Source organism: Streptomyces violaceorubidus, assembly GCF_000717995.1.
In the GTDB taxonomy this organism is placed as follows: domain Bacteria; phylum Actinomycetota; class Actinomycetes; order Streptomycetales; family Streptomycetaceae; genus Streptomyces; species Streptomyces violaceorubidus.
In genome coordinates, this window is sequence record NZ_JODM01000001.1 from 175575 (window position 1) to 200203 (window position 24629).

Genomic DNA, 24629 nt, shown 5'->3' on the forward strand with positions numbered 1-24629 from the left:
CCCTACGGGCCCGGGGAGCCGGCACCCCCGGGTGTCATCCCGCAGGAGTAGGCGGAGTTGAGCCCGCGGTCTGACGCCTGCACTCCGGTGATTTGGTCAGATGGACACCACGGAAAAACACCAATCCTCACCGATTCGGGTGAGAATGGCGGCTCACGGGTGAACGAGTGCGAGGTCGCGAGACAGCCGCCGCCGACGACGGAGGTAGGGCACACATGGCACCGATCGATTCCGACGACAACACGACCGCCGGGGAGGGCGAGGAGCTGCGGGCCGGCCGGCGCAAGGCCGCGCGGTACGTCGTCCCGGTCGCGGTGATGGGAGTGGCGGCCGCGACGATCGGGCTCGTCCCCGCGCTCGCGGACTCCGGCGACCCGGACCTGCCGAAGGTCACGGCGGAGCAACTGATCGAGAAGATCGCCAAGTCGGACGTCCAGCAGCTGTCCGGCACGGTGCGCATCAACACCGACCTGGGTCTGCCCGACCTCGGCGGGCTGGAGAGCGGCCTGATGTCCGGAATGTCGGGAGGTCCGGGCTCGGGCGAGGACGGTGGGGGCTCCGCCGCCGACCCGTCGGCCAAGCTCACCGAGCTGGTCTCCGGCAGCCACACGCTGCGCGTCGCGGCCGACGGCCCCGACCGGCAGAAGCTCTCCCTGCTGGAGAACGCCGCCGAGTACAGCCTGATCCACAACGGCAAGGACGTCTGGGGCTACGACAGCCGGTCCAACGAGGTCTACCACTCCACCGCCGCCGACAGCACCGAGCGGCCGGAGCGGGACGCGCCGGGCAAGGACGTGCCGGCCACCCCGAAGGACTTCGCCGACCAGGCGCTCAAGGCGATCGACGACACCACGTCCGTGACCGTCGGCGGCACCGCGCACGTGGCCGGCCGGGACGCCTACCGCCTGGTCGTCGAGCCCAAGCGGGACGGTTCCACGGTCGGTGCGATCACCGTGGCCGTGGACGCCGAGACCGGCACCCCCCTGAAGTTCACCCTGACCCCGGCGAGCGGCGGCGCCGCCGTCGTGGACGTGGGCTTCACCGAGGTCAGCTTCGCGAAGCCGGACGCGTCGACGTTCGACTTCACCCCGCCCGCGGGAGCCAAGGTCACCGAGGCGGACAAGGGCGACAAGGGCGACAAGGGCGACAAGACCGGCGAGCGGGCCGAGGTCCCGGGGCACGGGCGCACGGCCGAGGGCGACCTCGCCAAGGGGATGGACGGCCTCAAGGTCATCGGCGAGGGCTGGAACTCGATCGCCACGTTCGACACCGGCACCGGCACTGGCCTGCCCACGGCGTCCGCGGGTGGCGACCTCGGTGACCTCGGCGGCTTCCTCGGCTCCTTCGGCGACCAGGTCAAGGGCGACTTCGGCTCGGGCACGGTCTTCAAGACCCGCCTGGTCAACGCCCTGATCACGGACGACGGCAAGGTCTACGCCGGTGCGGTCACCAAGGACGCCCTGGTGAAGGCGGCCGACGCCGCGCAGTAGGACCCGCGCGGCATCCACACCCGTACGGCGACGAGGACGAGAAGAGGGAGCCGATGGCCGAAGTGTCCGTCACGGAGCAGGAGCGCCCGGACCGGGACCGCGCGGATGACGCCGTCATCGCCACCCGCGGGCTCACCAAGCGCTACCGCGGCGGGCAGCTCGCCGTCGACGGTCTGGACCTGACCGTCCCGGCGGGCAGCGTCTTCGGCTTCCTCGGGCCCAACGGCTCCGGCAAGACCACCACCATCCGCATGCTGATGGGGCTGATCGAACCCACCTCGGGCAGCGCCCGGGTCCTCGGCCTGCCCATGCCGCGCGCGTCCCGCGCCGTACTGCCCCGGGTCGGCGCCCTCATCGAGGGCCCGGCCCTGTACGGCTTCCTCTCCGGGCGCGACAACCTGCTGCGCTACGACGCCGCCGACCCGACCGCCGACCCGCGCACCCGGCGCGAGCGCGTCGCGGCGGCGCTGGACCGGGTGGGCCTCGCGGCCGCAGGCGGCAAGAAGGCGAAGGCGTACTCGCTCGGCATGAAGCAGCGGCTGGGTCTCGCCGCGGCGCTGCTCCAGCCGCGCCGGCTGCTCGTCCTGGACGAGCCGACCAACGGGCTCGACCCCCAGGGCATGCGCGAGATCCGCTCCCTCGTACGCGAACTGGCCTCCGACGGCACCACCGTCTTCCTCTCCTCACACCTGCTGGACGAGATCGAGCAGGTGTGCACCCACGCCGCCGTGATGGCGCAGGGGCGGCTGATCACCCAGGGCGCGGTCGCCGACCTGGCGGCCGGGGCCCGGGGCCGGCTGGTGGTGACCACGCCGGACGCGGGCGAGGCGGCCCGGGTGCTGAAGGAGCAGGGGGCGGCGGACGTGGTGGTCGACGGTGACCGGGTGACGGCGGAGCCGCCGGAGCGCGACCTCGCCGAGGTGAACGCGGCGCTGGTCGCGGCCCGGGTCAGGGTCCGGGGCTTCGGGCTGGAACGGGCCTCGCTGGAGGACGCGTTCGTGGCGCTGACCGGGGAGGGATTCGATGTCGCGGGCTGATGTGCGGGGCGAGCCGGTGGGGGAGTCCGAGGGCGCGGCCCCGAGTGCGGTGCCCGAACCGGGGACCGCGCGGGCCCCGGGTCCGCTGTGGTCCCTCGGGCTGCTGCGCAGCGAGCTGCTGACCACCTTCCGGCGCTGGCGGACCCTCGCCCTGCTGGGCGTGCTCGCCGCCGTGCCGGTCCTGGTGGGCATCGCCGTGAAGATCGAGACGAGCGACGGATCCCCGGTCGGCGGCGGAGGCGGTGGCGGCCAGGGACCGGCGTTCATCTCGCAGGTCAGCAACAACGGGCTGTTCCTGGTCTTCACCGCGCTCGCCGCGACCCTCCCGTTCTTCCTGCCGATGGCCATCGGCGTCGTCGCGGGCGACGCGATCGCGGGCGAGTCCAGCGCGGGCACGCTCCGCTACCTCCTGGTCGCCCCGGCCGGCCGCTCCCGGCTGCTGCTGACCAAGTACGCGACGGTGATCGCCTTCTGCCTCGCGGCCACCCTGGTGGTCGTGGTCTCGGCGCTCGCGGTCGGCGCGCTGCTGTTCCCGGTCGGCGACCTGATCACCATCTCCGGCACCCGGATCACCTACGCCGAGGGTCTGGGGCGCGCGCTGCTGATCGCCCTGGTCGTGGCCGCCTCACTCGTCGGCATCGCCGCCCTGGGCCTGTTCGTCTCCACCCTGACGGGCAGCGGCATCGCGGCGATGGCCACCACGGTCGGCCTGCTGATCACCGTCCAGATCCTCGACCAGATTCCCCAGCTCGACGCCCTCCAGCCGTACTTCTTCTCGCACTACTGGCTCTCCTTTGCCGACGTGATGCGCGAACCGGTCTACTGGGACGACCTGGTGAAGAACCTCGGCCTCCAGGCCCTCTACGCGGCGGTCTTCGGCTCGGCGGCCTGGGCCCGGTTCACGACGAAGGACATCACCGCGTAACCGCGCCGCCCGCACGCTCGTACGAGAACCGTGCGTACGGGGCCCGACGCGCGAAGAAGGTCTTGGCGCGGGCCAGTGCCTCCGTGTCCCGCAGGACGTCACCGGGCTTGCTGCCGTTGCCCAGCAGTACCCCGCCGAACCGCATGCCCATGTACGCCGCCGAGTTGTGCAGGGCGCCGATCAGCGGGTCGGCGACCTCCCGCTCCTCGTGGGCGAGCGCGGTGACGCCCCACAGGGTGCGGCCGGCCAGGGTGGCCTTGAAGTCGAGGCCGGGGGTGCGCAGCCAGCCGGACCAGTGGTCGAGGTAGCGCTTGACCGGTGTGGACAGCGTGTACAAGTACAGCGGCGAGGCGATCACGATGTCCGTGGCGGCGAGGGTCGCGTCGAGCAGCAGGCGCGCGCTGCCCTCCGTGGGGCGCGTGTGGTCGCTGTCGTGCCGCAGGTCCTCGAACTCGGGCAAGGGGTGCCGGGCCAGGTCGATCCAGTGCTGCTCGACGTCCGCGGGCAACTGCTCGGCGGCGCGGCGGGCGAGCAGCTCGGTGTTGCCGTCGGGGCGGGTGCTGCCCGGCAGGAAGAGGAAGCGGCGCGTCATGAGGACCCCACGGTTGCTAGGCGACAGACGGTAACCTGCGTACGCCGGTATATGCGCATGCATTCAAATTGCCAGGCGTACGCGGTCAACGTGCTGCGTGACCTCCTGGAACGAGCCTGTGACACCCCGGTGACGCGCGAATCGGGGGCGAGCGGCGAGACTCGTCAGTAGGTGCACGACAGGCATGACAGGCTCTGGACGGCAGGGAACGGGAACCGCCGACGGAAGCCGCCGATGAGTGGGGGAACGATGTCTCGACTCGGCCGCGACAAGCAGCGGGACCACGAGCGCGCCGAGGGCTCGCCCGGACCCGCGACGACGCCGATCGACGTCCGCGTGCCGGAGGCCGGCTCCGGCGCACGAGGTGCCACGGTCGACGGCGCCCTGGTGGTCGCGGCCCCGGGCGAGGAGATCCAGAACGCCGTCCTGAACCGCCTCCACCGCCTCGCCCTGGCCGCCGGACACCCCGTTCTCGCCACGATCCACGATCGTCGCGTCGGCTACTCCGTCCCCCTCCGGGTCGATCCGGACGGCTCCAGCCACCTCGCCGCGGAGCCGGTGCCGACGGCACCCGAGGAGGCGCCGGCGCGGACAGCCCCGGAGGCGCCCGCTCGGCAGGACCGGCACACGCACGTCCTGCGCTCGGTGGCGCCGGTCGGGGACGGTGTGCCGACGTTCCCGCTGCGCGCCGTGCCGGAGCCGGCCGGGGGGACGCCGCCCGGGACGGTGGCGCCGCCGACGGGTGAGTTCGGGCCGCCGCCCCGCATGGACGCCGCTGCCGCGACCGGCGCCTCGCGGCACGCGGGGCCGTGGTCGACGCCCGGCCCGTTCGCCACCGCACCGGCGCCGACCCACGCGCCCGAGCCGACCCCCGAGCGGATCCCCGAGCCGACCCCCAAGTCGACCCCCAAGTCGATCTCCGAGTCGATCGCGGAACCGGCACCCGCTCCCGCCCCCCAGCCGGAAACCGCCCCCGCCCCCCGTCTCGGCCCCCGCCCCGACCCGTACTCCGATCCCGACCCCGGGCCCACGCCGCCCCGCGGCTTCGACGCCGTGGCCGAGGCCGTGCTCGGGGACGCACCGCTCACCGCGCCCGGTGACGCCACCGCCCCCGCCCTGCTCGCGGAGCCGACGGTCCGCATCAACGAGGCCGTCAAGGAGGGGCGTACCGAGGTCGCGGCGCGGCTGGCGGAGGAGACGGTGACGGAGGCCTCGCGCACACTGGGGCCGGAGCACCCCGAGGTACTCCGGCTCCGTGAACTGACGGCGTACATCGCCTACTTGTCGGGCGACCCGGACCGCGCCTTCCGGCTCTCCCTCGACCTGGCCCGGATACACCGGCGCTCGGGCGACGCCGAGGCCGCCTACGGAAACGTCCAGAGCGCCGCCACCGCCTGGCGTGCCGTACGCGACCCCGCACGGGGCCTGGAGCTGGGGGACGAGCTGGTCGGCCTGTGGGGCGAACTCGCCGCCGAGGACGGCCCGGCCGCCGAGGACGCCGAGGAACTGCACTCCGCCCGTGCCCGCATGAGCCGCCTCGCCCGGCGCGTCCGCGCCCAGGCGGGCTGACGCCGACCGGTGGGCGCCGTGCGGGCCGTGCCGCCCGGACGGCGCCCGGCGCGGGGCCGCCCCGTCCTACTGCGACAGGGTCCAGACCGCGTACGCGATGGCGTCGCTGTTGCGGTCCAGGGCCGTGTCGTTGATGTTTGCGGTCGTGTCGCAGGACGAGTGGTAGCAGCGGTCGAAGGGCTGGCCCACGGTGCCGCCCCACTTGGCCGCCTGCGCGGACGTCTTGCGGTAGTCCGCGCCGCTGAAGAGACCGCCCACGGGGACACCCGCGTTCTTGAAGGGCGCGTGGTCGGAGCGTCCGTCGCCCTCGGTCTCGATCTCGGTGGAGACGCCCAGCCCGGCGAAGTAGTCCTTGAAGGTCTTCTCGATCGTGGCATCGTCGTCGTAGACGAAGTAGCCGGGGTTGGGCGAGCCGATCATGTCGAAGTTCAGATAGCCGCTGATCTTCGCGCGTTCGGCGGAGCCGAGGCTGTTGACGTAGTAGCGGGAGCCGACGAGTCCCAGCTCCTCCGCCCCCCACCAGGCGAAGCGCAGGTGCTTGGTGGGCTGGTAGCCGGAGCGGGCGACGGCGAGTGCGGCCTCCAGGACGGCCGAGGAGCCGGAGCCGTTGTCGTTGATGCCGGGCCCCGAGGTGACGCTGTCCAGATGTGACCCGGCCATGACAATCTGATCGGCGTCGCCGCCGGGCCAGTCCGCTATCAGGTTGTACCCGGTGCGGCCCGAGGCGGTGAACTGCTGGACCCGCGTGGTGAACCCGGCCGCGTCCAGCTTGGCCTTCACGTAGGTGAGCGAGGCCTGGTAGCCGGCACGGCCGTGGGCGCGGTTGCCGCCGTTCGCCGTCGCGATGGACTGCAGTTGCGCGAGGTGCGCCTTGACGTTGGCTATCGGTATGTCGGGCGCGGCGGCGGCCGCGGGGCGGGTGGGCGCGGTCGCCGCGCCGGCGGCGGAACCGCCGGTCACCAGAGTGGCGACGGCGACGGCCGAGGCCGTCAGCGCACGTCCGGAGAGCAGGAGCTTCATGTGGGGGGCTCCGAATTCCTAGGGGGCCCCGGGTCGGGGCCCCGCAGTGAAGGGGTGCCTGGATGGTGCGGGTGGGACTGACCACCCGTCAAGACCGCTATCCGGCCACCGCGTCGCACATACCGGAAGTCCCCGTCGGCCCCGCCCGCCGCGCGGCCCCGCCCGTCCTAGTGGACGCAGAACTCGTTCCCCTCGGGATCCGTCATCACCACCCACTCCCCGCCCGGCTCCTTCACCTGCCGCTGCACGCTCGCCCCCAGCGCCTCCAGTCGGGCGACCTCCTCCTCCCGCCGGCCGTTCGGCGCGTGCACGTCGAGGTGGATTCGGTTCTTGACGGTCTTGGCCTCCGGCACGCGCTGGAACAGCAGCCGCCGCCCCAGCCCGGTGCCGCTCTCCTCCTGGAAGGGGTCGTCGGGGTGGCGCACGGCGGCCAGGTCCCGCCAGGCGCGACGGCCGTGGGACTCAAGGGTCAACTCCGCGGGTACGGCCCCGAATCCCAGCAGCTTCTCGATGAGCGCGCTGTTGTCCTCCACCTCGTAGTGGAGGGCCGCGGCCCAGAAGTCCGCCTGGGCGTGCGGGGCGGCCGCGTCGATGACGATCTTGATGTGCAGAGGAGCCGGTCGTGAGGTCGGTGTCATGTAACCACTTATACTGGTTGCATGACCGAGCGGACAGCGGAATCGCCGGAATCGCCGAAGTCGGCCCCGGGCCGACCTCCCGGCCTGACGCTGGTGTCGTCCCAGGGCAAGCCGTACCGCTTCGACCCGGGCGCGCTCTGCCTCGAACTGCTGACGACGGGAGGGCCCGGCGCCTTCGCGCGCTGGGAGGTGCTGCACGAACCCGCCGACCTGGTGGCGTGGGCCGACCGCAGCCGGCTGCCGGACGGGCTGGACCTGTCGGTGGACCGCACGGACGTGGAGCGGGCCAGGACCCTGCGCGACGCCCTCTTCCTCCTGGCCGCGGACCGCGCCCACGGACGGCCGCTCCGCGCCGCCCACCTCGGCGTCGTCAACGCCGCCGCGGCCGCGCCCCCGCTCGTCACCCGCATGGAACCGGACGGCGGGCGCGGCTGGGCCCCGGGTGCCACCGGCTCCCGTCTGCTGTCGTCGGTGGCGCGCGACGCGATCGAGCTGTTCACCGGTCCCTACGGGGACCGCATCCGCGAGTGCGGTGCCCACAACTGCTTTCTGCTGTTCGTCGACACCTCACGTCCCGGCCGCCGCCGCTGGTGCGCGATGGAGCACTGCGGCAACCGGGAGAAGGTCCGTGCCCACCGCGCCCGGCGGGCGCCGCACGAGCACTGACCCGGCGCCCACGAGGTGCCGCTACGGCTGCCCCGCCCTGGTGCCGTGCTGCTGCCGGGGCGCGGACTCGTCGGAATGCGGCACCGGGGTCCCGGACGCCACCACCCCCGGCTCCCTCGGTTCGGCGTCCCCCTCGACCGGCGGCACACCCGCGCCCGCCCGGTCCAACCGCTCCCGCAGCGCCCTCGCGGTCCGGTGGGCCGTGCGCAGGGCGTCCCAGGTGAGCAGCGTCAGCGCCAGCCAGACCAGTCCGAAGCCCGCCCAGCGCTCGGGCGGCATGGCCTCGCCGAAGTACAGGACGCCCAGCAGGAACTGGAAGACCGGCGCCAGGTACTGCAGCAGCCCCAGCGTGGACAGCGGCACGCGGATCGCCGCCGCGCCGAAGCAGACCAGGGGGAACGCGGTGACGACACCGGTCGCCGCGAGCAGGGCGGAGTGCCCGAGTCCCTCGGTGGTGAAGGTCGACTCGCCCTGGGCGCCCAGCCACAACAGATAACCGAGCGCCGGCAGGAACTGGATCGCCGTCTCCGCGGCCAGCGACTCGACGCCACCGAGATTGACCTTCTTCTTCACGAGTCCGTACGTGGCGAAGGAGAAGGCGAGGCAGAGCGAGATCCACGGCGGCTGGCCGTAGCCGACGGCGAGGACGAGCACGGCCGCGAGGCCGGTGCCGACCGCCGCCCACTGCGCGGGCCGCAGCCGCTCCTTGAGCAGCAGCACGCCCATCGCGATGGTGACCAGCGGGTTGATGAAGTACCCGAGCGAGGCCTCGACGACGTGGCCGCTGTTCACGGCCCAGATGTAGACGCCCCAGTTGACGGTGATGACCGCGGCGGCGACCGTGACCAGGGCGAGTTTGCGCGGCTGCCGCAGCAGCTCGCCGGCCCAGGCCCAGCGCCGTACGAAGAGCAGGGCGACGGCGACGAAGACGAGGGACCACACCATCCGGTGGGCGAGGATCTCCCCGGCCCCGGCGGGCTTGAGCAGCGGCCAGAACAGCGGGACCAGGCCCCACATCCCGTACGCCGCGAAGCCGTTCAGCAGGCCTATTCGCTGATCACTCCTGGACGACCCGGCCACGGGCACCTCCTTCTCGCACACGGCATGCCGGGGACGGGGAGGCATGCCAGGACGAAGGTAGCGCCGCACCCGCCCGCCTGTCATGCCCGTATCGGCATACGGTCATGACAGGCGGGGTGGGTCGGAGGAGGGCGCAGGTCAGCCCTTGAGCGCGGCGGCGACGGCCTGTGCGAGCGGCGTCGTCGGGCGGCCGGCCAGTCGGGACAGGTCGCCGGTGGACACGACCAGCTCGCCCTCGGCGATGGCGGCGTCCACGCCCGCGAAGACGTCCGCGAGCGGGCCCGGCACCCCGGCGCCGGTAAGGATGCCGGTGTAGGCCTCGACGGAGACGGGGTTGTAGACGATCTCCCTGCCCGTCTGCCGGCTCAGCTCGGCGGCGTACTCGGCGAAGCTCCAGGCCTCGTCGCCGCCCAGCTCGTACGCCCTGTTCTCGTGGCCCTCGCCGGTCAGTACGGCGACGGCGGCGGCCGCGTAGTCGGCGCGGGACGCGGAGGAGACCCGGCCCTCGCCGGCCGCCTGGACGACGGCGCCGTGCTCCAGGACCGGGGCGAGCTGCTCGGTGTAGTTCTCGTGGTACCAGCCGTTGCGCAGCAGCACGTACGGCACGCCCGAGCCGACCAGCACCTCCTCGGTGGCGCGGTGGTCGTCGGCGAGCGCGGCCTTGAGGCTGCTGGGGGCACTGGTGTAGGCGAGCAGGGCGACGCCGGCCTTCTTCGCCGCGTCGATCACGATCGTGTGCTGCCGCACGCGGCCCTTGTCGAACTCGTTGCCGGAGATCAGCAGGACCCGGTCGCCGGCCGCGAACAGGCCGTCGAAGGTCTCGGGGGCGTTGTAGTCGGCGACCGCGAGCCGTACGCCGCGGGCGGCGAGGTCGGCCGCCTTGTCGCGGTCCCGGACGACGGCGGTGACCTGGTCGGCCGGCACCTTCTCCAGCAGTTGCCGCACGACGTGGCGGCCGAGGTGTCCGGTGGCTCCGGTGACGACGATGCTCATGGCTTCAGTGCTCCTTGGGGGGTGTGTTGCCACTAACCCTAGAGGCTGCGCTAACCAGAGGAAAGTGCCCACTTTGAAGTAAGGTACTTCCCTCTGGGTAAGGAGGAGGGCCCGGACGCTTCCCGCCCGGGCCCTCGTGTGCCGTGAACGGCGTCCGTCAGCCGACGACCGTCCAGGTGTCGTTGCCGGCGAGCAGTGCGGCGAGGTCGCCCTTGCCGTGCTGCTCGACGGCGGTGTCGAGCTGCTCGGACATCAGCGTGTCGTAGACCGGTCGTTCGACCGAGCGCAGGACGCCGATGGGGGTGTGGTGCAGGGTGTCCGGGTCGGCGAGGCGGGAGAGCGCGAAGGCCGTGGTCGGGGACGCGGCGTGCGCGTCGTGGACCAGGATGTCGGCCTCGTTGTCCGCGGTCACCGCGACGACCTCCAGGTCGCCGGTGGCCGGATCGCGGACGACGCCCTTCGCGTCGTCGGCGCCGAAGCGGATCGGCTGCCCGTGCTCCAGGCGGATCACCGCTTCCTCGGCCCGCTGCTTGTCCTTGAGGGCGTCGAAGGCGCCGTCGTTGAAGATGTTGCAGTTCTGGTAGATCTCGATCAGGGCGGTGCCGGGGTGGTCGGCGGCCTGTCGCAGGATCTCGGTGAGGTGCTTGCGGTCGGAGTCGACGGTCCGGGCGACGAAGGACGCCTCGGCGCCGAGGGCGAGCGAGACCGGGTTGAAGGGCGCGTCCAGCGACCCCATCGGCGTCGACTTGGTGATCTTGCCGACCTCGGAGGTGGGGGAGTACTGGCCCTTGGTCAGGCCGTAGATCCGGTTGTTGAACAGCAGGATCTTGAGGTTGACGTTGCGGCGCAGGGCGTGGATGAGGTGGTTGCCGCCGATGGACAGCGCGTCGCCGTCGCCGGTGACCACCCACACGCTCAGGTCCCGGCGCGAGGCGGCGAGGCCGGTCGCGATGGCGGGGGCGCGGCCGTGGATGGAGTGCATCCCGTAGGTGTTCATGTAGTACGGGAAGCGGGAGGAGCAGCCGATGCCGGAGACGAAGACGATGTTCTCCTTCGCCAGGCCGAGCTGGGGCATGAAGCCCTGCACGGCGGCGAGGATGGCGTAGTCGCCGCAGCCGGGGCACCAGCGCACTTCCTGGTCGGACTTGAAGTCCTTCATGGACTGCTTGCCCTCGGCCCGGGGGACGAGCTGGAGCAGTGCGTCGGTGTCAGCCATCGATGGCCTCCTTCAGGACGGTGGCGAGCTGTTCCGCCTTGAACGGCATGCCGTTGACCTGGTTGTAGGACTGCGCGTCGACCAGGTACTTCGCCCGGATCAGGGTGGCGAGCTGCCCGAGGTTCATCTCCGGGACCACCACCGCGTCGTACCGCTTCAGGACCGCGCCGAGGTTGGCCGGGAAGGGGTTGAGGTGGCGCAGGTGGGCCTGGGCGATCCGGCCGCCCTCCTTGCGGATCCGCCGCACCGCCGCCGTGATCGGCCCGTACGTCGAGCCCCAGCCCAGCACCAGCGTCCGCGCGCCGTCGGGGTCGTCGGTCTCCAGGTCGGGGACGGTGATGCCGTCGATCTTGGCCTGGCGGGTGCGGACCATGAAGTCGTGGTTGGCCGGGTCGTAGGAGATGTTCCCGGTGCCGTCCTGCTTCTCGATGCCGCCGATGCGGTGCTCCAGACCCGGCGTGCCCGGCACCGCCCACGGACGGGCCAGCGTCTGCGGATCCCGCTTGTAGGGCCAGAACACCTCGGTGCCGTCGTCCAGGGTGTGGTTGGGACCCCGCGCGAACTGCACGGCAAGGTCGGGGAGTTCGTCGGGCTCGGGGATCCGCCACGGTTCGGAGCCGTTGGCCAGGTAGCCGTCGGAGAGGAGGAAGACCGGTGTGCGGTACGTCAACGCGATCCGCGCGGCCTCCAGGGCGGCGCCGAAGCAGTCGGCCGGGGTGCGCGGGGCGACGACCGGGACCGGCGCCTCGCCGTTGCGCCCGTACATCGCCTGGAGCAGGTCGGCCTGCTCCGTCTTGGTCGGCAGACCGGTCGACGGACCGCCCCGCTGGATGTCCACCACCAGCAGCGGCAGCTCCAACGACACCGCCAGCCCGATCGTCTCGCTCTTGAGCGCCACCCCCGGACCGCTCGTCGTCGTCACCGCCAGCGACCCGCCGAAGGCCGCGCCCAGCGCGGCGCCGATCCCGGCGATCTCGTCCTCGGCCTGGAAGGTGCGCACGCCGAAGTTCTTGTGCCGGGACAGCTCGTGCAGAATGTCGGAGGCCGGGGTGATGGGGTACGAGCCCAGGAACAGCGGCAGGTCCGCCTGCCGGGAGGCGGCGATCAGACCGTAGGCCAGGGCCAGGTTCCCGGAGATGTTGCGGTAGGTGCCGGGCGGGAACGCCGTCGCCGCGGGCGCGACCTCGTAGGAGACCGCGAAGTCCTCCGTGGTCTCGCCGAAGTTCCAGCCCGCCCGGTAGGCCGCGATGTTGGCGGCGGCGATGTCCGGCTTCTTCGCGAACTTCGACTTCAGGAACCGCTCCGTGCCCTCGGTGGGCCGGTGGTACATCCACGACAGAAGGCCGAGCGCGAACATGTTCTTGCTGCGCTCGGCCTCCTTGCGGCTGAGGTCGAACTCCCCCAGCGCCTCCACGGTCAGCGTCGTCAACGGCACCGGATGCAGGTGGTACCCGTCGAGGGAGCCGTCCTCCAGCGGAGAGGTGTCGTAGCCGACCTTCTGCATCGCCCGCTTGGTGAACTCGTCCGTGTTGACGATGATCTCCGCGCCCCGGGGCAGGTCGCCCACGTTCGCCTTCAGCGCGGCCGGGTTCATCGCCACCAGCACGTTGGGCGCGTCGCCCGGCGTGAGGATGTCGTGGTCGGCGAAGTGCAGCTGGAAGGACGAGACGCCCGGGAGGGTGCCGGCGGGTGCCCGGATCTCGGCCGGGAAGTTCGGCAGGGTCGACAGGTCGTTGCCGAACGACGCGGTCTCCGAGGTGAAACGGTCTCCGGTGAGCTGCATCCCGTCGCCCGAGTCACCCGCGAACCTGATGATCACCCGGTCCAGCCGGCGGACGTCCTTCGCCCCGACCGGTTTGCGCTGCGCTCCCACGACGGTCTCGTCGGTACCGTCGGCCTGCTCCGCTGGGCTGCTGACCTGGCTGGTCACTTACTGGACCTCCCTAGGGACGGCTGTCCGGGGACTGGTCTCCCACCGACCGTCCCAGGATCAACCCTACGTCCGCACGCGATGACTTCCGGTGGACATTCGCAGGATGGACACGACGTCGGGATGTCCCACGGCCCCGGAATCCCACCGCCTCGCCGCCCCGGCACCTTGAGGACGTGCCCCGCCCGCCCTCCGGCTTCTCATTCGTCCGGATGAGCCTGCGCACCGCCGGGGGCCCGGCGGTGCCCGCGAGGCGTGGGCTCCCGGGGGTCAGGAATTGAGATAGGTGAGCACCGCGAGCACCCTGCGGTGGTCACCGTCGCTCGGGGACAGGCCCAGCTTCATGAAGATGTTGCTGACGTGCTTCTCGACGGCCCCGTCGCTCACGACGAGCTGCCGGGCGATCGCCGAGTTCGTCCGGCCCTCGGCCATGAGGCCCAGCACCTCCCGCTCGCGCGGGGTGAGCCCCGCCAGCACGTCCTGCTTGCGGCTGCGCCCGAGCAACTGCGCGACCACCTCCGGGTCCAGCGCCGTACCGCCCTGCGCCACCCGCACCACGGCGTCCACGAACTCCCGGACCTCGGCCACCCGGTCCTTGAGCAGGTACCCGACGCCCCGGCTGGAACCGGCCAGCAGCTCCGTCGCGTACCGCTCCTCCACGTACTGGGACAGCACCAGCACGCCGAGACCGGGATGCGCCTTGCGCAGCCGCACCGAGGCCCGCACCCCCTCGTCGGTGTGCGTCGGCGGCATCCTCACGTCCGCCACCACGACGTCCGGCAACTCGCCCTGGGCATCCAGCTCGGTGATGGTCTTGATCAGAGCCTCACCGTCGCCGACGCCGGCCACGACCTCGTGCCCGCGGTCGGTCAGCAACCGGGTCAGCCCCTCTCGGAGCAGCACTGAATCCTCGGCGATGACCACCCGCACCCTGTCCTCCACGATCCTCGGCCCCCCACAGCCCGTGCACCTCACGGCCCGCGCGGCCCGCGCCGCGTCCACGAACCGTCCGTGCGACGGGTCCAGCATCCCAGCTTCCGGGGCCGGACGCCCTCGGGCGGCGGGAAACAGGCCCTCGGGCAGCGGGAAAGAGCGGGAGGTCCTGGGTGTCAGTCCGGGTTCCGCCGCTCGACGGCCGGTTCCCGGTCACCCCACCGGGCCGCTGCCGCGCCGGTCCGGGGCCCTGCCCGGGGCGATCAGCCGGTGACCGGCTCGTTCCGCCACGGCAGCTCCGCCGTGATCCGCGTCGGCCCGCCGGCCGGCGAGTCCACCACGAGGATCCCGTCCACCGCGTCGAGCCGCTCCGCCAGACCGGCCAGCCCGGACCCGGCCGACGCCCGCGCACCGCCCACGCCGTTGTCCACGACCTGGAGCATCAGCCGGTTCTCCACCCGCCACACCTCCACCGCGGCCGCCGTGGCCCTCGCGTGCTTGCTGATGTTCTGGAGCAGCTCCGAGACGGTGAAGTAGGCGATGCCCTCGATCGCCGACGCCGGCCGCTCCGGCAGGTCGACCTCCACCCGCACCGGTACCGTGCAGCGCGAGGCGACCGAGGAGAGCGCCGCGTCCAGACCGCGGTCGGTCAGCACCGCGGGGTGGATGCCCCGGGCCAGGTCCCGCAGCTCCTGGAGCGCCGTCTTCACCTCGCCGTGCGCCTCGTCCACCATGACGGCCGCCGCCCGGGGGTCCTCCCTCAGCTTCTCCTTGGCCAGGCCCAGGTCCATGGCGAGGTTGACCAGGCGGGCCTGGGCGCCGTCGTGCAGGTCCCGCTCGATGCGCCTCAGGTCGGCCGCGGCCGTGTCCACCACGACCCCCCGGTCCGACTCCAGCTCCACGACCCGCGTCGCCAGCCGCGACGGGCCGAGCAGACCGTGCACCATGACCCGGTCCACCGTGGTCAGCGCCCGCACCAGCCACGGCGTCGCCAGGGTGAACAGCAGGCCGACCAGCGCGGTCACGGCGATCTCGAAGGGGTTGTCCAGGTAGATCCGGTGCGTCTGGTCGCCGTACAGCTGGAGCCCGTCCTGCCCGGCGTACATCGGGAACACCCAGAACCACAGCGGGTACGTCAGCATCGCCCACCCGATCGCCCACACGGTCAGGGCGACGACGAACGAGAACACGGCCCACGGGAACTGCAGCACCGCGTACAGCAGGCTCCGCCAGGAGGCGCCGCTCTTGAGCACGGCTCCCATCCAGCCCATCGCGCCCTGCTTCTTCAGCCGCAGCGGCTCCGGGTCGGACACCCGCAGGCCCAGCAGGGCGCGGGCCCGGGCCCGCTCCATCGCCCCGAAGCCCCTGCACCCGGCGAGCGCGGCCGCCAGCACCGGCACTCCCAGGAACGTCACCAGCAGGCCCGCCCCCAGCGACACCATCGTCACGGCGTACGTGAAGAGCAGGATGCCGACCGGCAGACCCAGCAGGACGTAGCCGAACTCCCGCCAGCTGCGCGCCTCGAACGGTGCCCGCAGTCCCGCCGGCAGCCGGTGGCGCCGCGCACCGGTGTCCCCGGGGAAGCCGGACCCGCTCCCGAGCCCGTAACCCTGTCCGTATTCCGTGGCCATCGGTGCCGTCCTTCTCCTCGTCGTGTGCGGCTGTGCTGTCGTACCTCCACCCTCCTCGTCCGCGCCGCCGCGGCCAATGGAGCCCGTCGGCGTCCGGGCAGGGGGGTTTTCCCTACCTCCTGGCGGCAGAGGCGGCCGCGTCGGCCTCCGTGCGGTCGCGCCACGGCAGCTCGGCCGTGATCGTCGTGGGGCCGCCCTCCGGGGAGTCGACGACGAAGAGACCGTCGACGGCGGACAGCCGGTCGGCGAGGCCCTTCATCCCCGTGCCGCCGTCGAGACGCGCGCCCCCGCGGCCGTCGTCCCCCACCTGTATGAGCAGCCGGTCGGACGACCGCCACACCTCCACGGAGGCCGAGCCGGCCCCGCTGTGCTTGCTGACGTTCTGGAGCAGCTCCGAGACGGTGAAGTAGGCGATGCCCTCGATGGCCGCCGCGGGACGCTCCGCCAGGTCGACGGTCACCCTGACCGGCACGGTGCAGCGGGAGGCGACCGAGGAGAGCGCCGCGTCCAGACCGCGGTCGGTCAGGACGGCCGGATGGATGCCGCGGGCCAGATCCCGCAGCTCCTGCAGGGCCAGCTTCACCTCGCCGTGCGCCTCGTCGACCATCGCCGCCGCCGCGTCGGGGTCCTCCAGGAGCTTCTCCTTGGCCAGGCCCAGCCCCATCGCGAGGTTGACCAGGCGGGCCTGGGCGCCGTCGTGCAGGTCCCGCTCGATGCGCCTCAGGTCGGCCGCGGCCGTGTCGACCACCACCCCCCGGTCCGACTCCAGCTCGGCGATCCGCCGCTCCAGCTCGTCGGACGGGGACAGAAGCCCGCGCACCATGGCCCGGTCGACGTTGGCCAGACCCCGCGCCATGAACGGCAGCACCGGCCACAGCACGAACAACGACGTCAACGTGACGACGAAGGTGGCCACGCCCCAGGGGAACCGGATGACGTCGTACAGCACCGTGCGCCAGCCCACCGGATCCTTCAGGGACATCCACAACTGTGCGAAGAAGCCGCGCCCGCCGCGCAGCGGCAGCGGACTCGGCTCGTCCACCCGCACGCCCAGCAGGACCCGGGCCCGCGCCCGCTCCAGCTTGCCCAGCTGCCGCGCGCCCAGCAGACCGGCCGCCAGCAGCGGGAGCCCGATCACCGTGACCGTCAACCCGACGCCGACGGACAGCATCGTCACGACGTAGGTGAACCCGAGCAGCGCCGCCGGGAGATTCGCCAGCAGATGCGCGATCTCCTTCCAGGTGTGCCGGTCGTAGGCGAGACGGGCCGGTGGCAGGCGGTCGCCGGCCGCTGCGCCGGTGGTCCCGGCGAGACTGGATGTCGAGAGGCGTTCGGTCATACCCGAAGCGTGCCGTGCGGTGCGGCGCCGCGCCATGAGGTGGACCGCCGGGGACGCACTGAGGAAAACCCCACCCCCGCGTCCCAAGGTGCGACGGGCTGCTTACCGTCTCTTTATCAGGCCCTAGACTCCCGTGCGTACAGATCGTCGAACAGCGGCGTTCACGACGTCCACGACAGGGAGCGAGGGGGCGCACGTGCCGGAACCGACCGTCGGCGACGCGACCGCCGGCGCCGTGACCACAGCCGATGCGACCGTCGGGCTCGCGGCGGACTACTTCCAGTCCTACTCGGTCGTCGGCCTGCTCGCCGTCGTGGGGGTGCTCTTCGTCGCCGTGGCCTTCGGCGCCGGACGGCTGCTGCGACCGGTGGTCCCGACGCCCGAGAAACTGCTCACGTACGAGTGCGGCGTCGACCCCGTCGGCGAGGGCTGGGCACACACCCAGGTCCGCTACTACGTGTACGCGTTCCTCTACGTCATCTTCGCGGTCGACTCGATCTTCCTCTTCCCCTGGGCGACGGTCTTCGCCGACCCTGGTTACGGGGCCACGACCCTCGTGGAGATGTTCGTCTTCCTCGGCTTCCTCGCCGTGGGTCTGTTGTACGCATACAAGAAGGGCGTCCTGTCATGGACGTGAACCCCTCCGAACCCGTCCCGCTCCCCGAGCCCAAGAGGCTGGGCACGCTGGCACGCCTCGCCCCGGAACCGATGAAGGTCGTCCTGAACTGGGGCCGGCGCTACTCGCTCTGGGTCTTCAACTTCGGCCTCGCCTGCTGCGCGATCGAGTTCATCGCCGCGTCCATGGCCCGCCACGACTTCATCCGGCTCGGTGTGATCCCGTTCGCGCCCGGCCCGCGCCAGGCCGACCTGATGGTCGTCTCGGGCACGGTGACCGACAAGATGGCACCGGCCGTCAAGCGCCTGTACGAGCAGATGCCCGAGCCGAAGTACGTCATCTCCTTCGGCGCCTGCTCCAACTGCGGAGGCCCCTACTGGGACTCCTACTCCGTGACGAAGGGCGTCGACCAGATCATCCCCGTCGACGTCTACGTCCCCGGTTGCCCGCCGCGCCCCGAGGCGCTGCTCCAGGGGATCCTCAAGCTCCAGGAGAAGATCGCGCGGGAGTCGCTCGGGGAGCGGTACGGCGCCTCGCCCCGGCCGTCGACGGCCGCGCTGCGGAGCGGCCTGGTACGACCCCCGGCCTCGTCCCCGGCCTCCGACGCGGAGGAGGGCCGATGACCGCGGTCGGCTGGCTGCCCTCCGACGCCGAGGAGATCTTCGGCCCGGACGCCACGGCGGCGGAGTCGTACGACCTCCTGACCGTCGACGTGCCGCCCGCGTCCTGGATCACCGCCCTGGAGACGGCGCGCGACCGGCTCGGCTGCACGTACTTCGACTGGCTGAGCGCGGTCGACGAACCGGGCACCGGGTTCCGCGTCGCGGCACATGTCGTGGCGCTGGGCCCGGTACGCAGGCTGCTGCTGCGCACGACCGTCCCGCACGAGGCCCCGGTGCTGCCCACCGCCGTCGCGGTGTACGCGGGCGCGGCCTGGCACGAACGCGAGACCCACGAGATGTTCGGTGTCGCCTTCGAGGACCACCCCGGGCTGGACCACCTGCTCCTGCCGGAGGGCTTCGAGGGCCACCCGCTGCGCAAGGACTTCGTCCTCGCCGCCCGCGTCGCCAAGGCCTGGCCCGGGGCCAAGGAACCCGGCGAGTCCGATCACGGCGGCCCCCGCCGCCGCCAGATGCTGCCGCCGGGCGTCCCCGATCCCAACGAGTGGGGCCCGCTGAAGGGCCAGCTGCCCCCCGCTCCGGCGCGCCCGGCCCGAGGCGCGGGGCGTGCGGCGGGGGAGCGTCCGGTCCGCGCCGCGGGCGAACGCCCTGCCCGCCGCCCCAGCCCGGCCACCGAGGGCTCCGCCGACCAGCCGACCCCCGGCACGGAGACCCCGGCCGCACCGCGTCGTGCACGTTCGGCTGCGGAGGGTTCGGTCAGTCAGTCGGTTCCGGGCACGGAGGCTCCGGCTGCGCGGCGTCGTGCGCGTTCGGCTGCGGAGGGTTCGGTCAGTCAGTCGGTTCCGGGCACGGAGGCTCCGGCTGCGCGGCGTCGTGCGCGTACGGCCGCCGAGGGCTCGGTCAGCCAGAGCTCCCCGGCCGGCGAATCGACGGGTGCCCCGGTACCGGGGCGGTCGCGCAGCGCGAGCCAGGGCTCCGCTTCCCAGCGAGCGGCCGGTACGCCGGACGGAGCCACCGCCGACCCGGCCGCCGGGCAGCAGGGCGCCGCCGGCACCGGTACTCCGGCGGCCGGACGGACCCCCGGCACCGACGCCTCCGCGGGCCCGCGGCAGGAGCGGTCGGGCGGGTCGGGCGGGTCGGGCGGGACGGGCGGGACGGGCGGGGCTGCCGGGAGCGTCGGCCCCCGGCGCGCCCGGAGCGCGTCGCAGGGCTCGGCGAGCCAGCGGGACACCTCCGACGCCGGGCAACCGGACGACGCGGGACCCGGCAGCACCTCCCGGGGCCGTGACGGCACCGCCTCCACACCCCCCGAGGCACCGGCCCCGAAGCCGGCGCCCTCGGCACCGCGCAGCCCGGACGCCCCGTGGCACCACGCCCGTCCGGCGTTCGACGAGCCCGACGCCGCCGGGCAGCCGGGAACGCCCGACGAGTCACCGGACACCCCCGACGGGCCGGAGGAACCGGGCGAGCCGCCCGCTTCCGAGGCGCCGGACGCCCCGGGCGAGCCGCTCGCCTCCGACGCCCCCGACGCCCCCGACAGGGACAGCGACAGCGACAGCGCAGGCTCCAGCGACGTCGACGCCCCCCGGAATCCCCCGAACTCCCCAGGAGGCCCGCAGTGAACGACGCGCTCGACGTCACCCTGCGCCTCCTGGTCGTCTTCGTCGTCTTCCTCACGTTCCCCCTGATCGTCGGCCAGACCGAGCACAAGGTGATGGCGCACATGCAGGGCCGCCTGGGCCCGATGTACGCGGGTGGCTTCCACGGCTGGGCCCAGCTCGTCGCGGACGGAGTGAAGTTCGCGCAGAAGGAGGACGTGGTCCCCGCCGACGCGGACCGCCGCATCTTCCAGCTCGCCCCGGCCGTGGCCCTGCTGCCGTACCTCCTGGTCCTCCTGGCCGTCCCGGTCGGACCCGGTGAGGGCGCGGTCGGCCAAGTCGTCGACGCCGGTGTCTTCTTCGTGCTCGCCGTCATGGGCGTGGGCGTCCTCGGCTCGCTCATGGCGGGCTGGTCCTCCGCCAACAAGTTCTCCCTCCTCGGCGGCCTGCGCACCGCCGCCCAGCTCCTCGCCTACGAACTCCCGATGCTGCTGACCGCGGCCTCCGTGGCCATGGCGGCCGGCACCGTCTCCCTCGTCGGCATCCTGGACGCCTTCGAGTGGTGGTGGCTGCCCTGGCAGATCGTCGGCGCGGTCGTCTTCTTCGTCGCCGGGCTGGCCGAACTGCAGCGCCCCCCGTTCGACATGCCCGTCGCCGACTCGGAGATCATCTTCGGCGCCTACACCGAGTACACCGGCCTACGCTTCGCCCTGTTCCTCCTCGCCGAGTACGCCGGAATCGTCGTCCTGTGCGGTCTGACCACCGTCCTCTTCCTGGGCGGCTGGCACGGCCCCTGGGGCGCCGACGGTCTCGGCTGGGTGTGGACCCTGCTCAAGGCGGCCGTCCTCGCCTTCGTCGTGATCTGGCTGCGCGTCACCTACCCGCGACTGCGCGAGGACCAGCTCCAGAAACTGTCCTGGACGCTCCTCGTCCCCCTCTCCCTCGCCCAGATCGCCCTCACCGGCATCGTCAAGGTGGTGATCCAGTAACCATGGCCGCGTCCACCCCGCCCTCCCGGCCCCGCGTTCCCGGCTCGGGTCTGGCCAAGGGTCTGGCCGTCACCCTGCGCACGATGACGAGGAAGACCGTCACCGAGCAGTACCCCGACGCCCAGCCCGAACTGCCGCCCCGTACCCGCGGCGTGATCGGCCTGTTCGAGGAGAACTGCACGGTCTGCATGCTGTGCGCCCGCGAGTGCCCCGACTGGTGCATCTACATCGACTCCCACAAGGAGACGGTCCCGGCGGCCACCCCCGGCGGACGCGACCGCAGCCGCAACGTCCTCGACCGTTTCGCCATCGACTTCTCCCTGTGCATGTACTGCGGTATCTGCATCGAGGTCTGTCCTTTCGACGCCCTGTTCTGGTCCCCGGAGTTCGAGTACGCCGAGACCGACATCCGCGAGCTCACCCATGAGCGGGACAAGCTCCGCGAGTGGATGTGGACCGTGCCGGCCCCGCCCGCCCTCGACCCCGGTGCGGAGGAGCCCAAGGAACTCGCCGCCGCCCGCAAGAGCGCCGACAAGCTGGCCGAGCGGCAGCGGACGGACCAGCCCGGACAGGAGGACCGGTCATGACACCGGCTGCGACCGTCGGCCACCTCACCGCGTCCGCGTACCCCACGACCACCGCCGCCGGATCCCACGGCTTCCTGTCCCCGACCGGTGTGGAGATCGCCTTCCTCCTCGTCGGTCTGGTCACCTTCGGAGCCGCCGTCATCACCGTCACCACCCGCCAGCTCGTCCACGCCGCCCTGTGGCTGGTGGTGGCCCTGGGCGGCCTCGCCGTCGAATACCTGCTGCTCACCGCCGAGTTCATCGCCTGGGTCCAGGTCCTCATCTACGTCGGTGCCGTCGTCGTCCTCATCCTGTTCGGGCTGATGCTCACCAGGGCGCCCATCGGCCGGTCCCCGGACGCCGACTCCGGCAACCGCTGGGCCGCGCTCACCGTGGCCGTGGCCTCCGCCGCGGCCCTGGTGTGGGTCGTGGTCGACGCCTTCCGCACCACCTGGATCGACCTGGACGGCCCGGCCGCCGGCTCCACCGCCGTCACCGGAGCGAGCCTCTTCCAGAACTGGGTCCTCCCCTTCGAGGCCCTCTCGGTCCTCCTCCTCGCCGCCCTGGTCGGCGCCATCGTCCTGTCCCGCAAGGTCAAGGCGGCCCGCGCCGGGGAAGCGCCCCGGGCCGGAACCCGCGCGGCAGGGGCCCCCGAGTCCCCGAGTCGCGCGGCAAGGACCTCCGAGTCCCCGAGTCGCGCGGCAAGGACCTCCGAGTCCGGAGCTTCCCGCTCCGCAAGCTCCCACCCCGGAGACTCCCGGACGGACGGTGCCCGCTGATGCACCTCGCCTATCCCGCCGTCCTCTCCGCCCTCCTGTTCTGCACCGGCCTCTACGGCGTCCTCGCCCGCCGCAACGCGATCCTGGTCCTGATGTCGGTCGAGCTGATGCTCAACGCCGTGAACCTCAACCTGGTCGCCTTCGACGTCTGGCTCAGCAGGGCCGCGGAGGAGACCCTGCACTCCGGCCAGGCCTTGACCCTGTTCACCATCGCCATCGCGGCCGCCGAGATCGGCATCGGCCTGGCGATCGTCCTCGCCGTCCACCGCAACCGCGGCACCGCGGACATCGACAAGCTCCGCGACACCGCCGAGGGCCACGAACCCGACGGCCCCGACTCCGACACTTCCGACTCCGACACCCCCGCGACCGGGACGGCCGCCGAGAAGGCTGAGGCCACCGCGTGACCACGACCACCCTCGCCGTCCTCGTCCCCCTCCTTCCCTTCCTCGGAGCAGCCGCCGGTCTCCTCCTGGGCCGGTCGGCCCCCGGATTCGTCCGCCCCCTCGCCGTCCTGCCGACGCTGGCGGCCCTCGTCCTCGCCGCGGTCGTCGCGGCCCGCCAGGGCGGTGGCCCGGCCCTCGACGCCGTCACCGAGCTGACCCCCACCGGTTCGGTCCCGGTCGAACTCGCCCTGCACATCGACGGCTTCGCCGCCCTCGTCGCCGTCCTGGTCGGCACCGTCGCCGCCTGCGTGCAGATCTACTCGACGGGCTACCTGCGCGACGACCCGCGTTACGCCTCGTACGCCGCTCTCGTCTCCCTGTTCACCTCCGCGATGTTCCTCGTCGTCTACTCCGGCGACCTGATGGTGCTGCTGGTCGGCTGGGAGGTCATGGGCATCTGCTCGTACTTCCTGGTCGGCCACTACTGGGAGACCCCGGAGGCGCGCGCCGCCTCCCTCAAGGCCTTCCTGGTGACCAAGCTCGGCGACGTCCCCTTCCTGATCGGCCTGCTGGCGCTGGCCACCGAGACCGGCTCGTTCCGGATCACCAGGATCCTCGCCGCGGTGGCCGACGGATCGCTCGGCCACCCCACGGTGATCGCCCTGCTGCTCCTGGCCGGTGTGGCCGGCAAGTCGGCGCAGTTCCCCCTGCACACCTGGCTCCCCGACGCGATGGCGGGCCCGACGCCGGTCTCCGCGCTGATCCACGCCGCGACGATGGTCGCCGCCGGTGTGTACTTCGTCGCCCGGCTCCTTCCGCTCTTCGAGGCCTCGCGGGCCGCGATGGTCGTCCTCGCCGTCATGGCCGCCGTCACGATGGTCGGCTCGGCGCTCGCCGCCCTCGCCCAGGACGACATCAAGCGCGTCCTGGCCTACTCGACGATCGGACAGCTCGGCTACATGACCGGGGCCCTCGCCACGGGCGACCGGGGTGCCGCCGTCTTCCACCTCCTCGCGCACGGCGCCTTCAAGGCGCTCCTGTTCCTCGCCGCCGGCGTGGTCATCCACGCCGCCGGCACCAACTCGCTGGCCGCCATGTCCCGCATGCGGGGCCTGCGCGACCGGGTCCCGGACGCCTACTGGACGATGACCGTGGCACTGCTCGCGCTCGCCGCGATCCCGCCCTTCAGCGGCTTCTTCTCCAAGGAGTCCGTCCTGGGCGCCGCGGAGCACGTCGCCACCGGCCACACCGAGCACGCGCCCGGCGCCGCGGGCTGGACCGTGCTCGTCGCCGGGCTGATCGCGGCCGTGCTCACCGCCGCCTATGCGACCCGCCTGTGGCTGCTGGCCTTCCGCGGCCGAGGCGCCGAGGCCCCGGACCACGGCAGGCAGCCGGTGGTCATGAACGCCGTGCTCTGGGTGCTCGCCATCCCCTCACTCGCCCTGGGCGGACTCGCCTTCCGACTGCTGCCCGACTGGTTCGACGGCCACGACCTCACTCCGACCCTCGCCACCTCCGTGCTCGGCACGGGTGTGGCGCTGGTGGGCGGCATCGTCACCTACGCCGCCTGGCGGCACACCTCGGCGCTCGCGGTCCGCACCCCGCTGGGCGCCGTCGCCGCCCACCCCGAGGGCGACGCCGCCCTGGTGGAGTCCGAGGCCATTGCCACCCACCGGCCGGCCTACGGAGACCTCGCCTCCGCTCCCGACCCGTCGGATCCGGGACGGCTCCTGCTGGGCCCCGTGCACCGGCACGCGGCAGCGGGCTTCCACCTGGACGCGGTGTACACCACCCTCTTCGTCCGCCCGGTCCGGGCAGGCGCGAGCCTCGTCCGGTTCCTGGACCGCGAGGTGGTCGACACCTACGTACGTGCGGCGGGCGGGCTGCCCCGCCTGCTCGGGGCCGCCGTACGACGTGCCCAGACCGGCAATGTGCAGACCTATGTGAGCGCGCTGCTCGCCGGCACCGTCGTCCTCGCGGTCGCCGCCGTCCTCGTCGCCACGGGAGCGTGAGCAG

23 protein-coding genes are annotated in these 24629 nt (G+C 72.6%); 13 read left to right on the plus strand and 10 right to left on the minus strand.

What is annotated here, in order from left to right:
• The first annotated feature begins 215 nt into the window (after window positions 1-215).
• From IE94_RS0100865 to IE94_RS0100875, 3 genes are read left to right on the plus strand one after another with little or no spacing between them, the layout of a single operon-like run.
• Complete coding sequence (locus IE94_RS0100865; RefSeq protein ID WP_030145393.1) at window positions 216-1490, plus strand: LolA family protein; 1275 nt, start codon at window positions 216-218, stop codon at window positions 1488-1490.
• Between the two features lie 53 nt (window positions 1491-1543).
• Window positions 1544-2527: an ABC transporter ATP-binding protein gene (locus IE94_RS0100870; RefSeq protein ID WP_030145394.1), complete on the plus strand. Its 984-nt coding sequence runs from the start codon at window positions 1544-1546 to the stop codon at window positions 2525-2527.
• On the plus strand, window positions 2514-3452 hold the full coding sequence (locus tag IE94_RS0100875) for an ABC transporter permease (protein ID WP_030145395.1): 939 nt from the start codon (window positions 2514-2516) through the stop codon (window positions 3450-3452). The genes IE94_RS0100870 and IE94_RS0100875 overlap by 14 nt, the downstream gene beginning before the upstream one ends.
• On the opposite strand, the gene IE94_RS0100880 is transcribed toward IE94_RS0100875, so the two are convergent.
• Window positions 3442-4044, minus strand: a complete 603-nt coding sequence (locus tag IE94_RS0100880; RefSeq protein WP_030145396.1) for a flavodoxin family protein — start codon at window positions 4042-4044, stop codon at window positions 3442-3444. The genes IE94_RS0100875 and IE94_RS0100880 overlap by 11 nt on opposite strands.
• Window positions 4045-4293: 249 nt before the next feature.
• On the opposite strand from IE94_RS0100880, the gene IE94_RS0100885 reads away from it, so the two are divergent.
• Window positions 4294-5613 carry a hypothetical protein gene (locus tag IE94_RS0100885; protein WP_030145397.1) on the plus strand — a complete coding sequence of 440 codons (1320 nt, stop codon included), beginning with the start codon at window positions 4294-4296 and terminating at the stop codon, window positions 5611-5613.
• A gap of 66 nt (window positions 5614-5679) precedes the next feature.
• Here IE94_RS0100885 and IE94_RS0100890 read toward each other — a convergent pair whose 3' ends face one another.
• Both IE94_RS0100890 and IE94_RS0100895 read right to left on the minus strand, forming a co-directional pair.
• Window positions 5680-6633 carry a M28 family metallopeptidase gene (locus IE94_RS0100890; RefSeq protein ID WP_030145398.1) on the minus strand — a complete coding sequence of 318 codons (954 nt, stop codon included), beginning with the start codon at window positions 6631-6633 and terminating at the stop codon, window positions 5680-5682.
• A gap of 167 nt (window positions 6634-6800) precedes the next feature.
• Window positions 6801-7271, minus strand: a complete 471-nt coding sequence (locus IE94_RS0100895) for a VOC family protein (protein ID WP_030145399.1) — start codon at window positions 7269-7271, stop codon at window positions 6801-6803.
• A gap of 21 nt (window positions 7272-7292) precedes the next feature.
• On the opposite strand from IE94_RS0100895, the gene IE94_RS0100900 reads away from it, so the two are divergent.
• The gene (locus tag IE94_RS0100900) at window positions 7293-7937 is read left to right on the plus strand and encodes a CGNR zinc finger domain-containing protein (protein WP_209441018.1); all 645 of its coding nucleotides are present in this window, start codon (window positions 7293-7295) and stop codon (window positions 7935-7937) included.
• A gap of 21 nt (window positions 7938-7958) precedes the next feature.
• On the opposite strand, the gene rarD is transcribed toward IE94_RS0100900, so the two are convergent.
• The 7 genes from rarD to IE94_RS0100935 form a co-directional block, all read right to left on the minus strand.
• Window positions 7959-9017 (minus strand): EamA family transporter RarD, encoded by a 1059-nt coding sequence (gene rarD, locus IE94_RS0100905; RefSeq protein WP_030145401.1) that lies wholly within the window; start codon window positions 9015-9017, stop codon window positions 7959-7961.
• A gap of 138 nt (window positions 9018-9155) precedes the next feature.
• On the minus strand, window positions 9156-10010 hold the full coding sequence (locus tag IE94_RS0100910; protein ID WP_030145402.1) for an SDR family oxidoreductase: 855 nt from the start codon (window positions 10008-10010) through the stop codon (window positions 9156-9158).
• Between the two features lie 157 nt (window positions 10011-10167).
• A complete protein-coding gene (locus tag IE94_RS0100915; RefSeq protein WP_030145403.1) occupies window positions 10168-11226 on the minus strand; it encodes a 2-oxoacid:ferredoxin oxidoreductase subunit beta in 1059 nt (352 codons plus the stop codon).
• On the minus strand, window positions 11219-13156 hold the full coding sequence (locus IE94_RS0100920) for a 2-oxoacid:acceptor oxidoreductase subunit alpha (protein WP_030145404.1): 1938 nt from the start codon (window positions 13154-13156) through the stop codon (window positions 11219-11221). The genes IE94_RS0100915 and IE94_RS0100920 overlap by 8 nt, the downstream gene beginning before the upstream one ends.
• Window positions 13157-13426: 270 nt before the next feature.
• The gene (locus IE94_RS0100925; protein ID WP_007443820.1) at window positions 13427-14086 is read right to left on the minus strand and encodes a response regulator transcription factor; all 660 of its coding nucleotides are present in this window, start codon (window positions 14084-14086) and stop codon (window positions 13427-13429) included.
• A gap of 266 nt (window positions 14087-14352) precedes the next feature.
• A complete protein-coding gene (locus tag IE94_RS0100930; protein WP_030145406.1) occupies window positions 14353-15720 on the minus strand; it encodes a sensor histidine kinase in 1368 nt (455 codons plus the stop codon).
• Window positions 15721-15832: 112 nt separating this feature from the next.
• Complete coding sequence (locus tag IE94_RS0100935; RefSeq protein ID WP_030145407.1) at window positions 15833-17059, minus strand: sensor histidine kinase; 1227 nt, start codon at window positions 17057-17059, stop codon at window positions 15833-15835.
• Window positions 17060-17255: 196 nt separating this feature from the next.
• On the opposite strand from IE94_RS0100935, the gene IE94_RS0100940 reads away from it, so the two are divergent.
• Genes IE94_RS0100940 through IE94_RS0100975 form a run of 8 tightly spaced genes read left to right on the plus strand, consistent with a single transcriptional unit; the run spans window position 17256 to window position 24625 of the window.
• On the plus strand, window positions 17256-17696 hold the full coding sequence (locus IE94_RS0100940; RefSeq protein ID WP_030145408.1) for an NADH-quinone oxidoreductase subunit A: 441 nt from the start codon (window positions 17256-17258) through the stop codon (window positions 17694-17696).
• On the plus strand, window positions 17687-18298 hold the full coding sequence (locus tag IE94_RS0100945; RefSeq protein ID WP_030145409.1) for an NADH-quinone oxidoreductase subunit B: 612 nt from the start codon (window positions 17687-17689) through the stop codon (window positions 18296-18298). Before IE94_RS0100940 ends, IE94_RS0100945 begins: the two co-directional genes overlap by 10 nt.
• Window positions 18295-19917, plus strand: a complete 1623-nt coding sequence (locus IE94_RS0100950; RefSeq protein WP_030145410.1) for an NADH-quinone oxidoreductase subunit C — start codon at window positions 18295-18297, stop codon at window positions 19915-19917. The genes IE94_RS0100945 and IE94_RS0100950 overlap by 4 nt, the downstream gene beginning before the upstream one ends.
• Complete coding sequence (locus tag IE94_RS0100955; protein ID WP_030145411.1) at window positions 19914-20882, plus strand: complex I subunit 1/NuoH family protein; 969 nt, start codon at window positions 19914-19916, stop codon at window positions 20880-20882. The genes IE94_RS0100950 and IE94_RS0100955 overlap by 4 nt, the downstream gene beginning before the upstream one ends.
• A 2-nt stretch (window positions 20883-20884) precedes the next feature.
• Window positions 20885-21469, plus strand: coding sequence for a NuoI/complex I 23 kDa subunit family protein (locus tag IE94_RS0100960; protein ID WP_030145412.1), 585 nt, complete (start codon window positions 20885-20887; stop codon window positions 21467-21469).
• On the plus strand, window positions 21466-22227 hold the full coding sequence (locus IE94_RS0100965; RefSeq protein WP_030145413.1) for an NADH-quinone oxidoreductase subunit J family protein: 762 nt from the start codon (window positions 21466-21468) through the stop codon (window positions 22225-22227). The genes IE94_RS0100960 and IE94_RS0100965 overlap by 4 nt, the downstream gene beginning before the upstream one ends.
• Entirely contained in the window at window positions 22227-22634 is a 408-nt protein-coding gene (gene nuoK / locus IE94_RS0100970; protein ID WP_030145414.1) for an NADH-quinone oxidoreductase subunit NuoK, read from the plus strand. The genes IE94_RS0100965 and nuoK overlap by 1 nt, the downstream gene beginning before the upstream one ends.
• Complete coding sequence (locus IE94_RS0100975; protein ID WP_030145415.1) at window positions 22631-24625, plus strand: NADH-quinone oxidoreductase subunit 5 family protein; 1995 nt, start codon at window positions 22631-22633, stop codon at window positions 24623-24625. Before nuoK ends, IE94_RS0100975 begins: the two co-directional genes overlap by 4 nt.
• The last annotated feature ends 4 nt before the right edge of the window (window positions 24626-24629 follow it).